Here is a 20,033-nt window from a genome sequence, read left to right as displayed (position 1 = left end):
GACCCTACCCGCCGCGCACCTGTTCCCACGACATTCTGGCCGGTCGACGCCTCTTTTCGAAGGCCGCTGACCCGCGTGCGCCACAAGCAAGCTGCATAAGGAACAGGCAGAACCGGCAGCGGCGCGCGCTTGGCCGCGCGGGAAGCGCGGGCATCTTTCGCCCTCTTGCTCGGGTTGAGCTTTTTGCCCTTGCCGCCGCGTAAGTAAGTGCCGACACTCAGGTATATTTTTGGAGAGTTCTGATGAAGTCTTTCCCGGAGGAGGCCTTTTCGACCGGCCATTCGGTGCTGAATACATACCTTGATGCGCTCGTGTCGGAGCTTGCCGGGCTGGAGACCGGCGAGATCGCAACCTACATCCCGCAGCTTGGCCTTGCCGACCCCAAGGACTTCGGGATCGCGATTGCCACGGCGGACGGCCGGTTCTGCAAGGCGGGCAACTGGGACCGGATGGTGACGATCCAATCCGTGTCCAAGCCCTTCATGTATGGCGAGGCCCTGCGGCGGTTCGGGCGGGACACGGTGCTGACGAAGGTCGGTGTCGAACCCACGGGCGAGCGGTTCAATTCCATCGTTCTGGACGAGGCGAACAACCGCGCCTTCAACCCGATGGTCAACTCGGGCGCCATCGTCACCGCCTCGCTTCTGGCCCAGGACACCGCCGCGCGGAACGAGACGAGCATGGTCGACCTGTTCTCTCGCCTTGCCGGGCGGCGGTTGTCCATCGACGAGGACGTGTTCGCATCGGAGCACGAGACCGGACACCGCAACCGCGCCATCGCGTGGCTGATGCTGAACTCGGGCATGATAGAGCCCGACCCCGATCTGGTGCTGGATCTTTACTTCAAGCAGTGCTCGGTGCTGGTGAATTGCGCCGACCTTGCCGCGATGGCCTGCACGCTGGGAACGTTCGGGCGGCAGCCGGTGACCGGCGAACAGGTCTTTGCGCCCGAGGTCACCCGCGACGTGCTGTCGGTGATGACAACCTGCGGCATGTACGATTATGCGGGCCAGTGGCTTTACGACGTGGGCCTGCCCGCGAAAAGCGGCGTGTCGGGGATGATCATGGCCGTGATCCCCGGACATATGGGCATCGCGGTGTACTCTCCAAAGCTCGATACGGTGGGAAACTCGGTCAGGGGTATCGAGGTCTGCCGCCGCTTCGCACGCGACTTCGGCCTGCACGCCTGCACCAACGCGGTGGACCCGGGCGGCGCGATCCGCAGGGTCTACAGCGCGCGCGAGGTCCGGTCGCTGCGCCAGCGCACCGCGCCCGAACGGCGCGCACTGGAAGCAAGCGGTGAATCCTTCGCCGCCGTCGAACTGACCGGCCCGCTGCATTTCGCCACGGCCGAACGCGTCGCGAACGAGGCCGCCGTCGCCGCGCAACTGGCGCGCACCGTTGTGCTGGACCTGCGGCGGGTCGAAAGCATGGACGCCGCCGCGCTGGACATCCTGTCGCGCATTCCCGGCACGGTCGGCGACGACACCACCCGGGTCTACCTTGCCGAAACGCCCGAACGCCTGCTGCCTGCGCTGACCGACGCGCTGGCCGCACAAGACGCCGCCGACGCCCTGACCTACGCCACGACCGAAGCCGCGCTGGAGGCGTTCGAGGACGCTGTGCTGGAGACCGCAGGCATCTTGGGCACCGGCGACGCGATGCGGCTGTCCGAGGCCGAGATATTCAAAGGGCTGTCCCCCGACGAGATCGCCGTTCTGGAAGGCGCCGCCTCGAGCTTTTCCTATGACCCGGGCGCGACCATCGTCACCCGGGGCGACGCCGCGCTGGCCTTTTACGTGGTGGCGCGCGGCGTGGTCAGCATCACGATCCCCGTGGGCGAAACCACGCGCCGGATCAGCGCTGTAGGCCCCGGGCAGGCATTCGGCGAACTGGCGATGCTGGACGGCGGCGCGCGGTCCGCCAACGCGGTCGCCAGCGGGCCGGTCCTGTGTCACGCCTTTTCGATCGAGCAGATCAAAGAGATTTTCGAAGCCCGGCCGAACATTCACTCGGTGATCCTGGCGAACCTTGTGCGCAGCCTGTCCGACCGGCTGCGCGCGGCCAATGAACAGATAGGAACTTTTGAATGACGAAGCCTCGTTCCCCGCGCCGCTTGGCCCCTGCCCGACCGCTGCGCCTTTTGCTTGCGCCGCTTGCCGCCGTGACCCTGCTTGCCCTGCCGCTTCCCGCCCCGGCGCAGGACCACGATGCGCTGGTCACAACCGGCAACCGCCTTGCCGCCCTGCTGCGGGCGGGACGTGCCGTCGTGTCCGCGAACCAGGACCGGATCAACGACGCGACCGTGGGCGACAAGGGCCTGACGCCGGATGTCTTCATGGATCAGGTGATGGCGGCCTATCTGGAAACCAACGGCGAACCGCCCCTGACCGACGACCTGACCGACCTGCAACGCCGCCTGACACAGGCGCAGCTGGACGCCATGCGCGCGGTGGTGGCCGAGCAGCAGCAGGTCATCAACATGGAAGGCATGGGATTCAAGGGGTTCATCCCCGCCGTTTTCGCCCGCCTTGTGAACGAACGCTTCGGGGAAACCGTGGGCGATCTGGCCAACGTCAAGGTCACCGCCCCGCCTGATCTGGTGCGCAACCGAACCGCCCGCCCCGACGCGTGGGAGGCAGAGGTGATCGAGACGCGGTTCGGCGCCGCCGACCACGAGAAGGGCGCGCCGTGGTTCGAGGTGGTCGACGGCGCGGACTTTCGGATGCTGATCCCCGAGTATTACTCTGCCTCGTGCCTCAGCTGCCACGGCGGCCCTGCGGGCGAAGTGGACGTGACGGGCTTCCCCAAGGAAGGCGGCACCGAGGGCGAGTTGGGCGGCGCGATCTCGATCATCCTTCACGACGCGCAATGACCGTCCCCCCGGACGCTGATGGCGACGCGGCTGCCGTGCCGGGCCAGCGGGTGCCGCGCATCGCCCTGCGCATCGGCGGCCTTTCGGCGATCCTGCTGGGTGTGCTGGTGCTGTCGACGGTCGTCATGGCGTTCGAGTTCTCGGCCAACCAGAAGCGCATCGCCGAAGCGACGGAACGCTTTCACCGTTTGCAGGTGGCGACCGCCGCGAACCGCGATTTCGGGATGGTGCGGTACTGGCTGGCGGATCTGGCGGTCAGCCAACTGACGCTGTCGGAACGCAACGCCGAAGCCGCCCGCGACCAGCTGAACACCCGCATCACCGCGCTTGAGGATTTCGCGCCCGAGGCGGCGGCGACGATCCGGTCGTCCACCGACACGATCTGGACCACCGCCATCGCCGCCGTCGACGCCTATGCCGACGGCAACCGCGTGGTGGGCAACGCCCTGATGTCGCAGGCCCGCACCCAAAGCGACGCTGTCACCTTGGCGATGGCCGCACTGGTCGACGACCTGTCGGAACAGTCGATCCGCGCCAACGACACCGCCGCCAGCGCCGCGCAGGACGCCCGATTCCGGGCACTGATCATCTGTCTGGTAATCGTTCTGGCGGGGGCGCTTCTGACCGCGCTGGTCCTGCGCTCGATCCTGCAGCCGCTGAACCGCATCGACGCCGCGATGGCCGATCTTCAGGCAGGCCGCGCGCCGGTCGATCTGCCCCCCGAGGGCCCGGACGAGTTTGGCCGTCTGTCCACCACCCTGCGCACGCTGTGGGACACCCAGCGCGCCCGCGCCGAGTTGGAAGAGATCAACGCGCAACAGCGGCGCACCGTGCTGACGGCGGTCGAGACGATCCCCGACGGCTTTGCCCTGTTCGACGAGACGGACCGCATGGTCCTGCGCAACGAACGGTTCCTTGAAATCTTCCCCTTCGCCCGCGCCCTGCCCGAAACCGCCACCTATGCCGAGTTTCTGGACGCCGAGATCGCGTCGGGCATCCTGAACATTCCCGTCGAAGAGGCCGATGCGTGGCGGGCCGACTGCCTTGCCCGGCACGCCAACCCCGGCGGCTCGCGCGCGGAACTGCCCTATGGCCCGCACTACCTTCTGGTGTCGAAGGGAAAGACCCCAGACGGCGGCACCGTCGCGGTCTATTCCGACATCTCGGAACTGCGCGACCGGCAGGTCGAACTGGAAGCCGCCCGCGCCGAGGCGGAGGAGGCCAACGATGCCAAAAGCCGGTTCCTTGCCTCGATGAGCCACGAGCTGCGCACGCCCCTGAACGCGATCATCGGCTATTCCGAGATGCTGATCGAGGATGCCGAGGACGCGGGCGACACGACCTCGGTCCCCGATCTGCAACGCATCGAAAGCTCTGGCCGGCACCTTCTGGCGCTGATCAACGACATTCTCGACCTGTCGAAGATCGAGGCCGGGAAGATGGAGATGCACATCGAAGAGGTCGACATCGCCACGCTGGTCGACGACGTGCAGGCCACCGTCGCACCGCTGGTCGCGATGAACGACAACACGCTTTCGGTCACCGTCGCGGACGACATCGGCACCATGATGACCGACCGCACCAAGCTGCGGCAGAACCTGTTCAACCTGCTGTCCAATGCCAGCAAGTTCACGCAGAACGGGCGGGTCGACCTGACCGTCACGCCCGAAGCCGAGATGATCCGCTTCGACGTGCGCGACGAAGGCATCGGCATGACGCCGGACCAGCTGTCGCGCCTGTTCCAGCCCTTTGCGCAGGCGGACAGTTCCACCTCCAGCAAGTACGGCGGCACCGGGTTGGGCCTGTCGATCGTGAAAAGCTATTGCGAGATGCTGGGCGGCGGCGTGTCCGTGGTGTCGGAGCCCGGCAAGGGCTCGACCTTCACCATCCGCCTGCCCGTGTCCGCGCGCGCGCCAGCGCCCGCCGACGGCACGCCCACCGTGCTGATCATCGACGACGACGAAACCGCGCTGGACAGTCTTGGCCGCACCGTGCGCGATGCCGGCTACGCGGTGCTGACCGCCACCGATGCCGCCACCGGCCTTGCGCTGGCGCGCGAGCGGCGGCCCGATGCGGTGCTGCTGGACATTATCATGCCCGAGCGGGACGGCTGGTCGGTGCTGCGCGACCTGAAAGAAGACCCGATCCTGTGCGAGACGCCGGTCATCATGGTCAGCATCCTGACCGACCGCGAGATGGGTCTGGCCTTCGGCGCGGTCGAGCAGCTGATGAAGCCCGTCGATCCCGACCGCCTGATCGCGGCGCTGGAGGCGCTGGCGGGCGACGCCGACCGCGAGATCCTGCTGGTCGACGATGATCCCGCCACCCGCGGCCTGTTCCGCCGCATCCTGTCGCGCGAAGGCTGGTCCGTGCGCGAGGCGGCCGATGGCGCGCGGGCGCTGGCGCTGGTCGAGGAACGCAGGCCAAGCCTGCTGGTCATGGACCTGATGATGCCCAACCTCGATGGGTTCCAGACGCTCAAGCGCCTGCGCGAGACCGAGGCGGGCCGTGGTCTGCCGGTGATCATCGTAACCTCGAAGGACCTGACGCGGCGCGAATTCGACTGGCTGCAGGACAACGCGCGAGACGTGGTAATGAAGGGCGGTGACGGGCGGGCGGACCTGCTGGCGGCCATCGCCCGGCAGGTCGGCAGCGCAAGCGCCACCGCCAATGAGGAGGCCCCATGACGACCATCCTGATCGTCGAGGACAACGACATGAACCTCGACATGCTTAGCCGACGGCTGAAGCGGAAAGGCTATGACATCATCTCCGCGCGCGACGGTCAGGCCGGGGTCGACACCGCTCGCGCGGCCCGCCCCGACATCGTGCTGATGGACATGAGCCTGCCGGTGCTGGACGGCTGGGCCGCAACCCGCGCCCTGAAGGAAGACGCCGACACCGCCACGATCCCGGTCATCGCCCTGACCGCCCACGCGATGGAGGCCGACCGGCAAAAGGCGCTGGACGCCGGCTGCGACGCCTTCGGCACCAAGCCCATCGATCTGCCGGACCTTCTGTCGAAGATCGAGGCGCTGTTGCCCGGCTGATGATCGAGGCGGCGAACGATATCCGCGAGCGGGCGCTCGCCGCGCGGGTGATCCAGCGCCTAGCCGGCCCGGCGGAATCCATCGCCGGGATTCAGGATATCGTGTGCGACGAGCTTGCGCTGCTGGACTTTGCCGAAGCCAGCGCCGACGCCGAAAAGGTTCGCTCTGCCGCGCGCGAGTTGCTTGCGATGATCGTCGCCGTTGGCGAAACCGGCGTCGTCCTGTCCGACCGCCAGCGCCTGCGCCACGACCTGCGCACGCCGATCAATGCGATCATCGGCTATTCCGAACTGATCGCCGAGGATTTCGAGGACGACCTGCCCAAGCCCCTGCTGGCCGACATCCGCACCGTGGTCGGCGAATGCGCCCTGCTGCTGGCACAGATCGACCGCGTGCTGGGCCCCGAGGCGGACAGCGCCAGCCTGTCGGGCTCGGCGGTCGACGGGCTGGTCGCGGCCTCGCTCGAGGCGACGCTGACCCATGAGACCGACGCCGAAGCGCGCGAGACGGGGCATGTGCTGGTGATCGACGACACCCACGAGAACCTTGATTTGATGCGCCGGCAACTGGGGCGACAGGGCCATGCCGTCACCACTGCGGACTCGGGCGCCGCGGGGCTGAAGATCCTTGAGACGACCGAGATCGACGTGATCCTTGTGGATGTGCTGATGCCCGACATGAACGGCATCGAACTGCTGTCACGGATCAAGGACCACCCGAAGTGGCGGTATATCCCGGTGGTGGTGGTGTCGGGGCTGAAGGACATGCGCGCCGTCACCCGCTGCATCGCGGCGGGCGCCGAGGATTATCTTCAGCGCCCGGTGGACCCGGTGCTGCTGCACGCGCGGGTCAGTTCCTGCCTTGAAAAGCACCGCTGGCACCAGCGCGAGCTGCGCTATCTGGCCGAGATCGAGTACGAACGCGACCGCGCCGACGCCCTGCTGCACGCGGTTCTGCCCGCCCCCGTAATCGCGCGGCTGCGTGCAGGCGAAAAGGTGATCGCCGACCGCGTGCCCTCGACCACCATCATCTTCGCCGACATCGTCGATTTCACGCCCTGGACCGCGAACATGGACCCCGGCGAGCTGTTGCGTCGGCTGACCGAGATCTTCCTTGCCTTCGACGATCTCGCGGCACAGCACGGGGTCGAGAAGATCAAGACCATCGGCGACGCCTACATGGCTGCCAGTGGCGTGCCCCTGCCCTTCGACGACCACGCCGAACGCGCGCTGTCTTTCGCTCGCGCGATCATTGGCGAAATGGGCCGCCTGACCGACGAGCAAATGGCGATCCGCGTCGGCCTGCACACCGGCCCGGTGATCGCCGGCCTGATCGGCCGCAGCCGGTTCGTCTACGATGTCTGGGGCGAGACGGTGAACATCGCCAGCCGCATCGAAAGCACCGGCGTCCCCGGCCGCATCCACCTGTCCGCCGAGACGCGGCAAAGACTGACCTTGCAGGGCGCAACCGGGTTCGAGCCAAAGCAAAGTCATCTCAAGGGCTTGGGCGACGTGAAGACCTACCTCACGGATTGATGGGGACTGCGCGGGCTGTCCAACCGGCTACAATTGCGCAGCGGCTGAGCGCAAAAATTCTTGCCCCTACTGGCGCAGCCCACCCGCTGTGATGATCTAGCGACGCCAATTGCCCCGACCGAGTCGGCCTGAAAGACGTCCGGCAATCATTGCCGGATCGTTCGCTCGCTCTGGCGTCTCCACGGCCACCGCCACCGCTCAGGTGAAGTAACCGTCGTTCGCCTGCATGATGTCGTCGAGCCGGCCGATGGTGCCTGACAGGTGGACGCGCATGGCGTCGGCCGCGCCCTGACGATCCCCGGCGGTGATGCAGTCGATCACCGCGCGGTGTCCTTCGACCACCGAATGCATCTTGTCGCCGCGCGGCAGGTCCAGCGTGCGCAGACGGGCCATCTGGCTGGACTGCGCGATCACAAGCCGGTGGATCGCCTCGTAGCCGGCGGCGGCGAACAGCTCTTCGTGGAAGTTCTCGTCAAGTTCCCGGAACAGTTCGATCTGGTCGGTGTCCCCGGCCAGCACCTCTTGCATCTTGAGATACCCCATCGCCTTGGTCAGGTCGGCCCCCGGCGCGCGGCACAGACGGTCGACGACCTCGCATTCCATCCCGCAGCGCAGAAAGCTTTCGTAACGCAGACGCTCGCGGTTGATGCGGGTCACCTCGGTCCGCGACTGGCGGTACGACATGACAAGGTCGATTTCCTCCAGCCGCTGGATCGCCTCGCGGATCGGCGACTGGCTGACGCCGAAGGCCTCGGCCAGATCGGCGCGGTTCAGGATCGTGCCCGGCGGCAGCTTCAGCGACACGATGCGCGCGCGCAGTTCCTCGAACACCAGCGTCGAGGCCGGGACGTTCGCATTGACCGCGATCTTCGCGGCCCCGCCGATGCCGGGGAAATCGGGACGGGTCAATGCGCCCTCCGGTTTGCGCACCTCGGATCAGTCATGCGAACTTTCCTCATCTCATGATCGCATTCGGTAGTGCCAGCGACAGCCACGGAAAGGCAAGAAGCAAGGCGAAGAATGCAGCCATCGCAACGAAGAACGGCACCGAAGCCACGGCATATGCACTGGTTTTCACCTGCAGGATACCGCAGACGGTGAACATGATGACCCCTACCGGCGGGGTCAGGCCGCCGAAGTTGATCAGCAGCACGATGACGATCCCCATGTGCACCGGGTCGAAGCCCGCGTGCATCAGAACCGGCATCACGATGGGCGTCACCAGCAGGATGTTCGCCGCCCCTTCCAGAAACATGCCCGTCACGACAAGGATGACGCAGACGATCAGCAAAAGCCCCAGCGGGCTTTCGGTCATCGAGGTCATGAAGGTCGTGATCTCCTGCGGGGCGCGCTCGATCGTCATGGCATAGCCCAAGACGGCGGCCATCATGATCAGCAGCATCACCATCCCGAGGTCCGACAGGGTGTCGCGGAAGGCGACAAGGATGCGGGCCAGCGTCAGTTCGCGGTAGACCAGCATCCCGATGGCGATGGCATACAGCACCAGAAACACCCCCGCCTCGGTCGCGGTGAAAAAGCCGAAGCGGAAGCCGATCACCAGAAACACCGGGAACATCAGCGCCCAGATGCTTTCCATGAAGCTGCGGCCAAGGTCGCGCAGGCTGGGCGGTTCGGGCATGTCGGGGGCATACCCCCGGCGCCGGGCAACAAGGAAGGTCGCCAGCATCAGCACCATCGTCAGCAGCAGCCCGGGCAGCAGCCCGCCCACGAACAGCCGGCCAATCGACACCTCGTTGATATAGCCGAACAGGATTAGCCCGATCGACGGCGGGATCGTCGCGGTGATGATCGACCCAAAGGCCAGCACGGCCGAGATGAAGGCGGCGGAATAGCCCTGCTCCTGCATCGACGGCCCCAGCAGCCGCGCCTCCATCGAGGCGTCGGCGACGGCGGACCCGGATATGCCGCCCATCAGCATCGACAGCACGATCGACACTTGCGCCAGACCGCCGGCCAGCCAGCCGGTCAGCAGGCGCGAGAACCGCACAAGGCGGGCGGTGATCCCCGCCTCGTTCATCAGGTTGCCGGCAAGGATGAAGAACGGCACCGCCAGCAGCGGGAAGTTTTCCAGCGCGGTCACCATCTTCTGGATCGCGACGGTGGTCGGCATGGTTCCGGTCAGGACGAAAACCGGGATCGCCGCCATCATCAACGCGAACGCGACAGGCAGACCGATGACAAGGAACAGGGCGAAGAGACCCGCGATCAGCAACAGCATCAGTCTTCTCTCCAGCGGGCAAGGAACTGCACCCCAAGGGTGCGCAGCCACAGGGCGATGCCCACGGGCATGGCAAGGTGGATGTAGGATTTCGGGATCTGTAGCGCGCCGAGCATCCGCTTGTGCATCAGCGGCACGTTGATGACGGCATAGTACAGAAGGTAGCACAGCAGGCCCATCACCACGGCGATATTGGCCAGCTGCACCCAGCGGCGCGTGCGGTCGGACACGTTGTCCAGCAGCAGTGACAGGCCGAAGTGGCGCTGGTTCTGCATCGCGATGTCGATGGCCAGCACGACCAGCCAGACGAACAGCGCGGTCGAGACTTCAAGCGACCAGATGATCGGGCTTCCGGCCTTGCGGGACACCGCGGCCACGGACACCAGAAGGACGATCGCGGCCAGAAGCGCGGTCGCGGCGGAGATTTCTAAACGTCGGAACATGGGATCGGTGCCGGTCTTGACGCGGGCCGGACCACGCGGGCCCGGCCCCGTCCTGCCTGCTTATTTCGCCAGCACCTCGCGCACCATGTCGGCTTCGGAGGTGAGGTTCAGCATTTCGTAGACCGGCGCGACGGCCTCTTTGAACGGGGCAAGGTCCACCTCGGAGATCGTCACCCCAGAGGCGGCGACGTCTTCCAGCGCCTTCTCGCCCAGCTCGATGGTCAGGCCCGACGCATAGCGGCCGTTCTCGACCGCCAGATCGCGGACGATCTGCTTGTGCTCGTCCGACAGTTCGTTCCACGCGTCCGCCGAGACCACCAGCGCCGTTACCAGCTGGATGTGCCCGGTCTTGGTGACGTTTTTGATGACCTCGTACAGCTTCGCGCCCTTGATCGCGGTCGGTTGCGCCTCGGCCGCGTCGATGGTGCCCAGTTGCAGCGCGGAATAGACCTCGCCCCAAGCGATCGGGGTGGGTTCAGCGCCCATCGCGCGGATCGTCTCGATCCACACCGGCGCGCCGATGGTGCGCATCCGGACACCGTCGAGATCGGCGGGGCCGGTGACCGGCATCTGCGTCAGTGCGTGGCGCGGGCCCTGATACCAGTTCGACGCCAGCATCACGAGACCGGCCTTTTCCTCCAGTTCGTCGCCCCAGCCAAGATAGGCGTCGGACTGGGCGAAGGTGTCGGCGTCTTCGTAGGTGTCGAACAGGAACGGCGCCGACATGATCGCCAGCGACGGCACGAACTCCGACAGACGGGCGACGTCGGTCACGGTCCCCACCCCGGCCCCGGCACGCGCCTGATCCAGCATCTCGGTCGTGTCGCCAAGCTGGCTGTTGTGGAACACCTCGATGTTCACCTCTCCACCGGTCGCATCGGCCACCTCGGCTGCGAACTTGTCCAGCCCCTGCCCCATGGGATCGTCCGGCGCCAGCACGGTGCCGATCCGGATCGTGGTTTCCGCCTGAGCGCCCACGGCAAGGGCGCCGGACAGCAGCACTGCAAGGCAGGTTGCCTTGTTCAGAATGGTCATGATTTCCTCCCGTTCGTATTTTTGATGAATTGATATTTCAATTCGACTGGAACATTGCCGCTGGGTCAGCGTGGAGTCAATGGGGATCTGAAAGGGGGGCTGCCTGACGACTGTCAGTTCGATTTAACGTGGAAAGGGCACGATCTTTTTTCTGTATGGAGAGCGCGCCACCCAAGGCAACAGCGGAACGGTTGGACGTTGCGCTGCCATTGAGCGATAAGAACTCAGAGCAGCCCTACAAAGCCGTGCACTTTAAGTTCCCCCCGTAAGCATCTGTCTCTATTTCACTTTTGTCGCAACGAGCGCTTTTTTTTGGGCTGCGTTTTCAGTCTACGGCCTCACGCCATTGGTCCGCCGTGTCAGCCACCCGTTCAGCACCGCCAAAGCCAGAACGACCAGCGGCGGGATGGCGTGAGTTCCTTCACCGTGCAGCAAGACAGTCGCCGCGGCGGCGGCCATGACGGCTCCGCCCAACAGGCTGCCCAGAAGGCGCGTGCGCGGAATTACCAGCAGTATGGCGGCAGTCCACTCCAGAAGGCCGGTTACGTACGGGAACCAGTTGGGATAGCCCCAACGGGCGTAGTCGGCGCGGATCTCTGGCGAGGCAAAGAGGTTCAACGCGCCGCCAAACACGAAGAACCCGGCAAGGGCGGCGGCAAAGATATGGCGCCACGGGATGGATTTCATAAGGGGATCTCCGGGTCTGGGCGTGACGGGCGGACGGTGACATCACAGCGGCGTAATCGTTTTGAAGCGGCGGCAAGAACAGTACGGCGATTGGGCATGATTTCCTCCTCTAATCCCACGCCAAAACTAGGGAAAAGGCGCATGTTCGAACAATAGACGGGTCCGACAAGGACCTTTTCGGAAAGCAAAAAGGAATGCCGTCGTGGATCGGAAGGCGACGCCGCCTATCGCTGCACTCGGAAGAATTCAAAGCCATCTTCGCATTCCCTGATTGGCTAAACCCCATGCTCTGCCCCCTGAAATCTGGCTTCCATGACGCCGGAGTCTCCGTCTGCGGTTCGTCGGGAATGATACGGATCGCACCGTGGTCCAGCACGTCGACAGCCCTCTCGACGGGTGGTGGCAAAGTGCTCAGGCCGAAGCACACCTCGTGTTCCAAACGGCCTTTGAGCGGCGGCAACTATCTGTTCTGGAGGGTATAAGACGTAACCGGGTGCGGCGCAGAAGGACGTCGCGGCAGGCGATGGCTTGGCAAACGCAGTATGTGCCAAGCGCAGGCCCTTCCGGCACGGGTCTTACGGCTCGATCACGCGTTGCGATATGGCGGTGCCATCGGTCAAATCCGATGGCGGGTACAGAACAACTTGGTCCCCCTCGGACAGGCCATCGCGAACCTCGGCCTCGCGGCCGTTGTCGCGGCCAATCGTGACCGTGCGGCGTGTTGCGACACCATCGTCTGACACGAACACCGCCCAGCCGGGGCCATCCCGGAACAATGCGCTGGACGGGACTTTCAATGCGTCATCCGCGGACCAGACCACGATCCGCGCCTCGACCGCGAAGCCGTGGCCAAGCCCCTCGCGGTCGTCCGGCGGCGTTGTAAGGTCGACCACGACATTCACGCGCTGCTCTTCGACGCCCAAGGCCGAAACCTTCGTCTCGCCGAACGGCTCGACCCGCGTCACGACCCCCTCCAACGTCGCCGCGCCGCCCCAGTTCTCGATATCCACGGGATTGCCAAGCTGCACGTTGATCGCATCGGCCGAGATCAGTTCAACCACCACCTCCAGCCCGTCGCGAATATCCCCGGCCACAAGGATCGGAGCCCCGGCGGGCAGCGTCGTCTCGTCCTGATGGATGACTTGCAGGATGACACCATCAATCGGCGCGCGGATCCGCATCACCTCGCCAAGCCGCGCTTCGACGGCATCGTAAAGGTTGGGATCGTCGAACCCGATCAACTGCGCGCGGGCCCTGCGAAGTTCGGCCTGCTGCTGTTCGATGGCGGCGGCAGCGGTTTCGAGACGGGCCTGCGCCGCGCGGGCGGCGTTTTGCGCACGATCCAAGGCGGCGCCGCTTGCCGTTCCGCTTTCCGCCAGACGCTCGGTCCGCTCAAGATCGGCTTGGGCAAGGTCGGCATCGGCCCGCGCGGCGTCCAGATTGGCCTCGGCGACATGCAAAGCCGCCTCTGCGGCCTCTACCGCGGCCATGACCTGACCGCGTGTCCTGAGATCAAGCGCCGCCGGATTGGCAGGCCGCATCCGCGCGACGACCGTCTCGCTCTTCTGGATCGGGTCCCCCGGCTTCACGTCCACGCGCAACAGGCGTCCGTCCATCGGCGTCGACACCACGTAGGCATCGCGCACCCGCGTCTTGCCCTGTTCGTCCACCGTCAGCCGCATCGGACCCCGGATCACCTCGCCAAGATCGACCATCGTGGCGCGCGGCCAGAATGCGAAGGCGAAGCTTCCGGCCAGAAGGGTCGCGGCAACCAGAATGAGAACCCACCGAGGCAATTTCCTGCGAGCCATGATCTAATCCCTTGATTTGAGGACGGTCACGAGATCCATCCGGTTCAGGTCGCGCTCGACGATGAGGCCCGAAACGACCGCCGCGACCACGATGAACGCCGCCGAGAACCCGTGACTGAACGGATCGAAATAGGCGGGGATCTGGTACAGTTCGGACGAGAAGCCGCGCGCAATCGCGAAGGTCAGCGCGTAGCCCGCAAGCGATCCGACAGGCAGGGCGACAAGCGTGATGATCGCCAGTTCGCCCAGCAGGACAAAGGCGGTCTCGCCCTTGCTGAAGCCGATCACCCGCAGCGAGGCAAGGTCCCGCGCGCGTTCGTTCTGCGCGATCCGGGCGGCGTTGTAGACGATGCCGAAGGTGATGATGAACGCCACCGCCCCCATGATGTAGCGCGCCGATCCGGCGCCCTGATCCATCAGCTTTTGCAAAGAAGCCCGCGCGTTCTCGGACACGCTGACGCCGGCAACGGACGGCATGTCCTTGAGGCGGCGATAAATCTCGTCGGCCCGCGCCTCGTCGACGCGCAGATGCGCGCCCGAGATGCGGCCGGGTTGGGACATGACCTTGTTGAGTGCGGCCATCTGCATATAGGCGGGCGCCCCGATCAGGGTGCTGGCCAAGCGGGTCACCGGCACTTCGAGGACCGGCTGGGATCCTTCGCTGACCTCGATCGTCAGCATGTCGCCGGGCGCGACGGCAAGGATCTCGGCCAGCGCCTCGCCAAGCACAAGCCCCCGGACCGGCAGCGGGATGGCAGCATAACCGTCGTCGATGGCCCGGGTCATCTCGGGGTCCGCGATCATGCCAGAGACGCTGCCACGATGCTCGCGTCGCCCGAATTTCAAAGTCGCCGCCACTTCTCGGAACGGCTCGACCGCGATGACACCGGGGATGCGGGCCAGTTCGAACGCCGCCTTGTCACTCAGCGGGCTGTGGAAGAACACCGTGGCGTCGGATCGGTCGATCACCGAAAAGCTGGTGTCCATCATCCTGTCGAAGGACCCGTAGATCGTGGTCATCCCGGACGCCAGCGCCATGCCGCCCGCAATGCCCGCCGACAGCGCCATGGCCCGCCACGGCGACCGGACCAGCCCGCGAAGCACGATCCGCGTCGGCTGATCCAGATGGCGCCCCACGGGCCCGGCGAAGGTCACCGTTTTCGAGTAGTCGGCTGGCGCCGCGGGGCGCATCGCCTCGGACGGGGTCAGCGCGACGATGCGTCTAAGGACAAAGACGCTGCCCGCCGATGCCGCCGCGATGCTGGCCGAAACGCCGATGACGAAAGCCGTCGGATCGGGGCGGAAGACAAGGAAGGGGAAGTTGTAGAAGGTTGTATAGACCGGGATCATCGCGCGTCCGGCAAGCACCCCCAACAGGCAGCCAAGCGCGGCCCCTGCCCCGGCAATCAGCAGCACAAGCTTGACGTAATGCGCCCCGACTTCCCTGTTGGTATAGCCGAACGCTTTGAGAAGTCCGATCTCTTCGCGTTCGGACTGCACGATCCGGGAAACGACGATGTACAGCAGGAAGGCCGCAACGGCGATGAACAGCGGCGGCACCGCCCGGGACATGGTGGCGAGCCCGTCGATCTCTTCGGTGACGAACCGGTCAGAGACCAGATCGCTGCGCCCGTAGGCCCCGGTGCCGCCCCACGGTTTCAGCACCCTGTCGACCGCGTCGATTACCGCCGCCTCTGAGGCGCCGCGCGTGATCGAAAACAGAGCTTCGTTGAACGCCCCCTCCATGTCGAGAGCCGCCGCAAGCGCCGAGCGCCGCATCCAGAGGACGCCATAGCGCGCTGGATCGGGCACCATCTCGCCGGGGGCGGCCACGAACAGGAACTCGGGCGATTGGGCCAGCCCGACGATACGGACGCTGCGGCGCAATCCGTTCATCGTGACGTCGATGCTGTCGCCGATCCCATAGCCGTGGGCGGCGGCGAAACCCGACAGCAAAAGCGCCTCGTCGCGGTGACGCTCCGCCGGAAGGCGGCCGGACACGAGGTACACGGTGCTCAGGACCTGAGCCCCGCTGTCGGGAAGGCCCACCGCCTGCGACTGAACCGGCACGGGGTCGCCGGGGATGTCGATCAACGCCCGCCCCACGGCCCGCCCCGTTACCCTTGCGACGCCCGGGATGTCCGCAAGCCGGGCCAGCACGGCATCGGGCGCGCGCACCACGGGGGCGAAGACCTCGGCAAGGTTGTTGCGTTCGTAATACGCCCGGCGCGTTTCGGTCAGGGACGCGACGAGCCCGGACATCATGACCTGCAGCATCACGCCCGTCGCGATGACAAGCACGATGGCGATGGCCTGTCCCTTGATCCGCCAGAGATCGCGGAAAAGCTTTCGGTCAAGCGGGCTCACCACTCGATCTCCGCCGGCTTTTGGCGCGCCTCGTTGACCTGCACCTGCCCGATCTGGCCATCCACCAGCCGGATGACCCGATGCGCCATATCCGCGATGTTGGCGGCGTGCGTCACCATCAGAACCGTCGCGCCAAGTTCGGCGTTCACGTCGTTCAGCACCTCTAGAACGGCCCGCCCCGTGGCGCTGTCGAGCGCGCCGGTCGGCTCGTCGCAGAACAGAACGTCCGGCTGCTTGGCGATGGCCCGGGCAATCGCGACCCTCTGCTGTTCGCCGCCCGAAAGCTGCGACGGGAAGTGATCCAGCCGCTTGGTCAGCCCGACAAGGTCGAGCGCCCGCTCAGGCGCCATGGGGGTGTCCGCGATCTCGGTCACAAGCTCGACATTCTCGCGGGCCGTGAGGCTGGGCATCAGGTTGTAGAACTGGAACACGAAGCCCACGTGGTCACGCCGGAACCGGGTAAGCCCGGCATCGGTCATCGCCCCCAGATCGGCATCACGGAACCGCGCCGTGCCGCTGGTCGGCCTGTCGAGGCCGCCGAGAATGTTCAGAAGGGTCGACTTCCCGCTGCCCGACGCCCCAAGCAGCACGACGATCTCGCCCTCGGGTATGTCCAGATCGACGCCGCGCAGGGCATGCACCATCGAGCGGCCCTCGCCATAGCTCTTGGTGAGACCGCGCGTCACAAAGGCTGTCGTTTCCCTGTCTTTCACCCCACGACTGTCCGCCCCCCTGTGGCCAGCGTGATCCCCGGATCGCATCCGCGGAATCATGCATCCCCCTTCTCGCATCGCAGCTACAGCGACCGCCTTGATGCAAATCAGTGCGGGACCGGAGACAGGTGTGGGGCGCGTTCAGGTGTGCATCGCGGAGATAGTGGCGGCGCGTTAAGTCTAGAAAATGGCTGACGTCATTTCTCACCACGGTCGATCAGCCAATGGCCCTTGTCCTGACGATTGGCCGTTCTGATCTTTCTCAGTTCAGCACCCTACCCGCCGCAAGCAAAGCGACCCTGACACCGGCATCCACTCCGACAATGTCAGGCGGGCTAACTCCTAGCCTGTCTCGGCCTCGGCGACGTTGCGCTTCACGTCGAGAAAGCTGTCGGGGGTTACCGAAATCGTATCTATTCCGGCCTCGACCAGAAGGCGGGCGAAGTCCGGGTCGTTCGATGGCGCCTGTCCGCACAGCCCGACCTTGCGCCCGTTGGCCTTGGCCCGGTCGATGGTCTCGCGGATCATCCATTGCACCGCCGGATCTCTTTCCCGGAAGACATGGGCCAAAGCGCTGCTGTCGCGGTCGACCCCCAGCGTAAGCTGCGTAAGGTCGTTGGACCCTATCGAGAACCCGTCGAACCGGGCAGCGAACTCGTCGGCGCGGATCACGTTGGACGGGATCTCGGTCATGACGTACACCTGCAAGCCATCCTTGTCCCGTTCGAGACCGTGGCGCGCCATCACCTCGAACACTCTGTCGGCCTCTTCGGGAGAGCGACAGAAAGGCACCATGACGACCGCGTTGTCGAAGCCCATCTCGCCCCGCAAGCGCCGGATCGCTTCGCACTCAAGCGCGAAGGCGCGCTCAAAGAACGAGGAATAATACCGCGCCGCACCGCGCAGGCCGATCATCGGGTTCTCTTCGTCCGGCTCGTAAAGCGCTCCGCCCAGCAGCTCGGCGTATTCATTCGATTTGAAATCGCTAAGGCGAATGATCGCCGGGTTCGGATACCAGATCGCGCATATCCGCCCGAGACCGCAAGCCAGTGTCTGGATGAAATAGTCGGTCGGGCTGCTGTATCCCTTGATGAGGTCCGAAAGCTCGGCCTTCAGGCGCTCGTCCGTCAGGCCTTGATGATCGAGCAGCGCCAGCGGATGCGCCCGGATGACATTCGAGATCAGGAACTCCATCCGGGCAAGGCCGACACCGGCCGCAGGCAACCGCCACCAGCGTGTCGCGGCCGAAGGGTCGGCGACGTTGAGCATGACCCCCGTCCGGGTCTGGGGCACGTTGTCGAGATCGATGTCCTCGGTCGTCACCTCGCCAATACCTTCGTAGACCGCGCCCCTGTCGCCTTCGGCGCAAGAGACCGTCAGGTCCTGCCCGTCATGAAGGACGTGCGTGGCGTCCCCCGTGCCGACGACGGCGGGAAGCCCCATCTCTCGGCTGACGATCGCGGCATGGCTCGTGCGGCCACCGTGGTCGGTGACGATGGCTGCCGCGCGCTTCATGATCGGGACCCAATCGGGGTCCGTTATGGACGTAACGAGGATCGAGCCATCGACGAACTTGTCGATGTCCGCGGCCGTCTCGATCAGGCAAACCCGGCCCGTCGCGGCCGCATTCCCGACGCTCAGCCCCTCCAGCACTTTTGGTCCGCACGGCGTTACGCTGTAGGATTGCAGGACATGGGTCGATTTCCGCGACTGCACGGTCTCGGGCCTTGCCTGCACGATGTATAGATCGCCAGAGATCCCGTCCTTGGCCCACTCCATGTCCATCGGCTGACCATAGTGATCCTCGATGGTGATCGCCATGCGTGCCAGCTTCAGCACTTCGGGATCACTGAGGGTGAAGCGCGCCCGCTCGGCCCGCGACGTCGGCACGTTGCGGGTCTGCGGTTCGCCCTCGCCGCCGTAGATCATCTTGACCTCTTTCGCGCCAAGATCCTTGGCGACGATGGGACTGTGGGCCGCATCTTTTGCGAGCGGCTTGAAGACCATGTATTCGTCGGGATCGACTGCGCCCTGAACGACGTTCTCGCCCAACCCCCAGGCACCGTTGATCAGAACGAAGCGGTCGCAGCCCGTTTCGGTGTCGATAGAGAACATCACGCCCGACGACGAAAGGTCGGACCGCACCATCATCTGCACGCCGACCGACAGCGACACCTCGGAGTGATCGAAGCCCTGAACCTGACGATAGCTGATGGCCCGGCTGGTGAAGAGCGAGGCAAAGCAACGGCGGCATGCCGACATCAGGGCATCTTCGCCCACGACATTCAGGAAGGTTTCCTGCTGACCGGCAAAGCTGGCGTCGGGCAGATCCTCGGCAGTGGCCGAGGACCGAACGGCGACCGAAGGCGCATGTTGCCCAAGCCGACTGCCAAGCTCGCGATAGGCTTTTCGGATGTCAGCCTCGACAGCCGCGGGCCAGTGCCCGCGCTCGAAGGCTGTGCGAAGTGCGGCGCTCATGTCTGCAAGCCGCATCCGCCCATCCTTCAGCGCAGCATCGTGATCGGCGATCACGGCGCTCAGGTCGTTCTCGGCCACGAAGGCGCGATAGGCATCGACCGTCGTTGCAAAGCCCGGCGGCACGCTGATGCCTTTGGGACCAAGCGTCGAAACCATCTCGCCAAGAGAAGAGTTTTTGCCTCCGACCAGCGCCACGTCTTCGCGCTTCAGATCCTCGAACCAGATCAGATTACCCGTCATGACACGCCTCTCCCCCAAGATTGTCGACTGGCCTGAGCTTAGGCACGCGACGGGGCGCATACCTTGATCAAGGTCAAAACCGCCCCGCCGACCGAGTCGTGTTGGCGCCGATCCGAGCCTATCAACCGTTCCGGATAAGCAATGCGAGGACGTCGGAGCGATGCAGCAGTCCGACCACGCGGACCCCGTCCAAAATCGGGAAGACCCGGTGCGGGTGGTCGATGAACATCTGCGCCGTACGGATCACCTCGTCCGACGACTGCACGGTAATCACGTCCGGGGTCATGTGGTCCGCGACCCGGCCCGTCCACTCGCGGTGGTATGCGGCATGCAGCGAGGGAATAAGACAGTCCTTCTGCGTCAGGATACCGACCAGTCCTCCGTCATCGTCCAGTACCGGCGCAGCAGCGGCCCGTGCCTCGACCAACAGCGCGATGGCCCGCCGTATCGGGGTGTCCACGGACAGGGTCGGCCCGCTTGTCCGAGCCAGATCACCGACGCGATAGGCGGTCATGCCCGGTCTCCTGCCAGCCCGCGCGGTCGGGACGGCGAAGGCGGGCG

At 65.4% G+C, this 20,033-nt stretch carries 15 protein-coding genes; 5 read left to right on the top strand and 10 right to left on the bottom strand.

Annotated elements, in window-relative coordinates; genetic code table 11:
• Positions 1–242: 242 nt before the first annotated feature.
• Genes glsA through P1K30_RS16220 form a run of 5 tightly spaced genes read left to right on the top strand, consistent with a single transcriptional unit; the run spans position 243 to position 7,459 of the window.
• Complete coding sequence (gene glsA, locus P1K30_RS16240) at positions 243–2,093, top strand: glutaminase A (RefSeq protein ID WP_275633811.1); 1,851 nt, start codon at positions 243–245, stop codon at positions 2,091–2,093.
• Positions 2,090–2,875: a c-type heme family protein gene (locus tag P1K30_RS16235; RefSeq protein WP_275633810.1), complete on the top strand. Its 786-nt coding sequence runs from the start codon at positions 2,090–2,092 to the stop codon at positions 2,873–2,875. The genes glsA and P1K30_RS16235 overlap by 4 nt, the downstream gene beginning before the upstream one ends.
• The gene (locus tag P1K30_RS16230; RefSeq protein WP_275633809.1) at positions 2,872–5,562 is read left to right on the top strand and encodes a response regulator; all 2,691 of its coding nucleotides are present in this window, start codon (positions 2,872–2,874) and stop codon (positions 5,560–5,562) included. The genes P1K30_RS16235 and P1K30_RS16230 overlap by 4 nt, the downstream gene beginning before the upstream one ends.
• Positions 5,559–5,924, top strand: a complete 366-nt coding sequence (locus P1K30_RS16225) for a response regulator (RefSeq protein ID WP_275633808.1) — start codon at positions 5,559–5,561, stop codon at positions 5,922–5,924. Before P1K30_RS16230 ends, P1K30_RS16225 begins: the two co-directional genes overlap by 4 nt.
• Positions 5,924–7,459, top strand: a complete 1,536-nt coding sequence (locus P1K30_RS16220) for an adenylate/guanylate cyclase domain-containing protein (protein WP_275633807.1) — start codon at positions 5,924–5,926, stop codon at positions 7,457–7,459. The genes P1K30_RS16225 and P1K30_RS16220 overlap by 1 nt, the downstream gene beginning before the upstream one ends.
• A gap of 198 nt (positions 7,460–7,657) precedes the next feature.
• On the opposite strand, the gene P1K30_RS16215 is transcribed toward P1K30_RS16220, so the two are convergent.
• The 10 genes from P1K30_RS16215 to P1K30_RS16170 form a co-directional block, all read right to left on the bottom strand.
• Complete coding sequence (locus P1K30_RS16215; RefSeq protein ID WP_275633806.1) at positions 7,658–8,368, bottom strand: GntR family transcriptional regulator; 711 nt, start codon at positions 8,366–8,368, stop codon at positions 7,658–7,660.
• A gap of 46 nt (positions 8,369–8,414) precedes the next feature.
• Complete coding sequence (locus P1K30_RS16210) at positions 8,415–9,698, bottom strand: TRAP transporter large permease (RefSeq protein ID WP_275633805.1); 1,284 nt, start codon at positions 9,696–9,698, stop codon at positions 8,415–8,417.
• Positions 9,698–10,141 carry a TRAP transporter small permease gene (locus P1K30_RS16205; RefSeq protein WP_275633804.1) on the bottom strand — a complete coding sequence of 148 codons (444 nt, stop codon included), beginning with the start codon at positions 10,139–10,141 and terminating at the stop codon, positions 9,698–9,700. The genes P1K30_RS16210 and P1K30_RS16205 overlap by 1 nt, the downstream gene beginning before the upstream one ends.
• Before the next feature lie 60 nt (positions 10,142–10,201).
• Positions 10,202–11,176: a C4-dicarboxylate TRAP transporter substrate-binding protein gene (locus P1K30_RS16200; RefSeq protein WP_275633803.1), complete on the bottom strand. Its 975-nt coding sequence runs from the start codon at positions 11,174–11,176 to the stop codon at positions 10,202–10,204.
• Positions 11,177–11,506: 330 nt separating this feature from the next.
• Positions 11,507–11,863 (bottom strand): DoxX family protein, encoded by a 357-nt coding sequence (locus P1K30_RS16195; RefSeq protein WP_275633802.1) that lies wholly within the window; start codon positions 11,861–11,863, stop codon positions 11,507–11,509.
• Positions 11,864–12,438: 575 nt separating this feature from the next.
• On the bottom strand, positions 12,439–13,674 hold the full coding sequence (locus P1K30_RS16190) for an efflux RND transporter periplasmic adaptor subunit (RefSeq protein WP_275633801.1): 1,236 nt from the start codon (positions 13,672–13,674) through the stop codon (positions 12,439–12,441).
• Positions 13,675–13,677: 3 nt separating this feature from the next.
• Complete coding sequence (locus tag P1K30_RS16185) at positions 13,678–16,041, bottom strand: ABC transporter permease (RefSeq protein WP_275633800.1); 2,364 nt, start codon at positions 16,039–16,041, stop codon at positions 13,678–13,680.
• The gene (locus P1K30_RS16180) at positions 16,038–16,685 is read right to left on the bottom strand and encodes an ABC transporter ATP-binding protein (RefSeq protein ID WP_275633905.1); all 648 of its coding nucleotides are present in this window, start codon (positions 16,683–16,685) and stop codon (positions 16,038–16,040) included. The genes P1K30_RS16185 and P1K30_RS16180 overlap by 4 nt, the downstream gene beginning before the upstream one ends.
• Positions 16,686–17,096: 411 nt before the next feature.
• On the bottom strand, positions 17,097–19,472 hold the full coding sequence (gene ppsA / locus P1K30_RS16175; protein WP_275633799.1) for a phosphoenolpyruvate synthase: 2,376 nt from the start codon (positions 19,470–19,472) through the stop codon (positions 17,097–17,099).
• Positions 19,473–19,593: 121 nt separating this feature from the next.
• Positions 19,594–19,986 carry a CBS domain-containing protein gene (locus P1K30_RS16170; RefSeq protein ID WP_275633798.1) on the bottom strand — a complete coding sequence of 131 codons (393 nt, stop codon included), beginning with the start codon at positions 19,984–19,986 and terminating at the stop codon, positions 19,594–19,596.
• Positions 19,987–20,033 lie beyond the last annotated feature (47 nt).

The organism is Psychromarinibacter halotolerans, assembly GCF_029168315.1.
Taxonomy (GTDB): Bacteria; Pseudomonadota; Alphaproteobacteria; order Rhodobacterales; family Rhodobacteraceae; genus Psychromarinibacter; species Psychromarinibacter halotolerans.
Note: the sequence above shows the minus strand (reverse complement) of the source record. Positions and strands in the feature narration are given on the sequence as shown.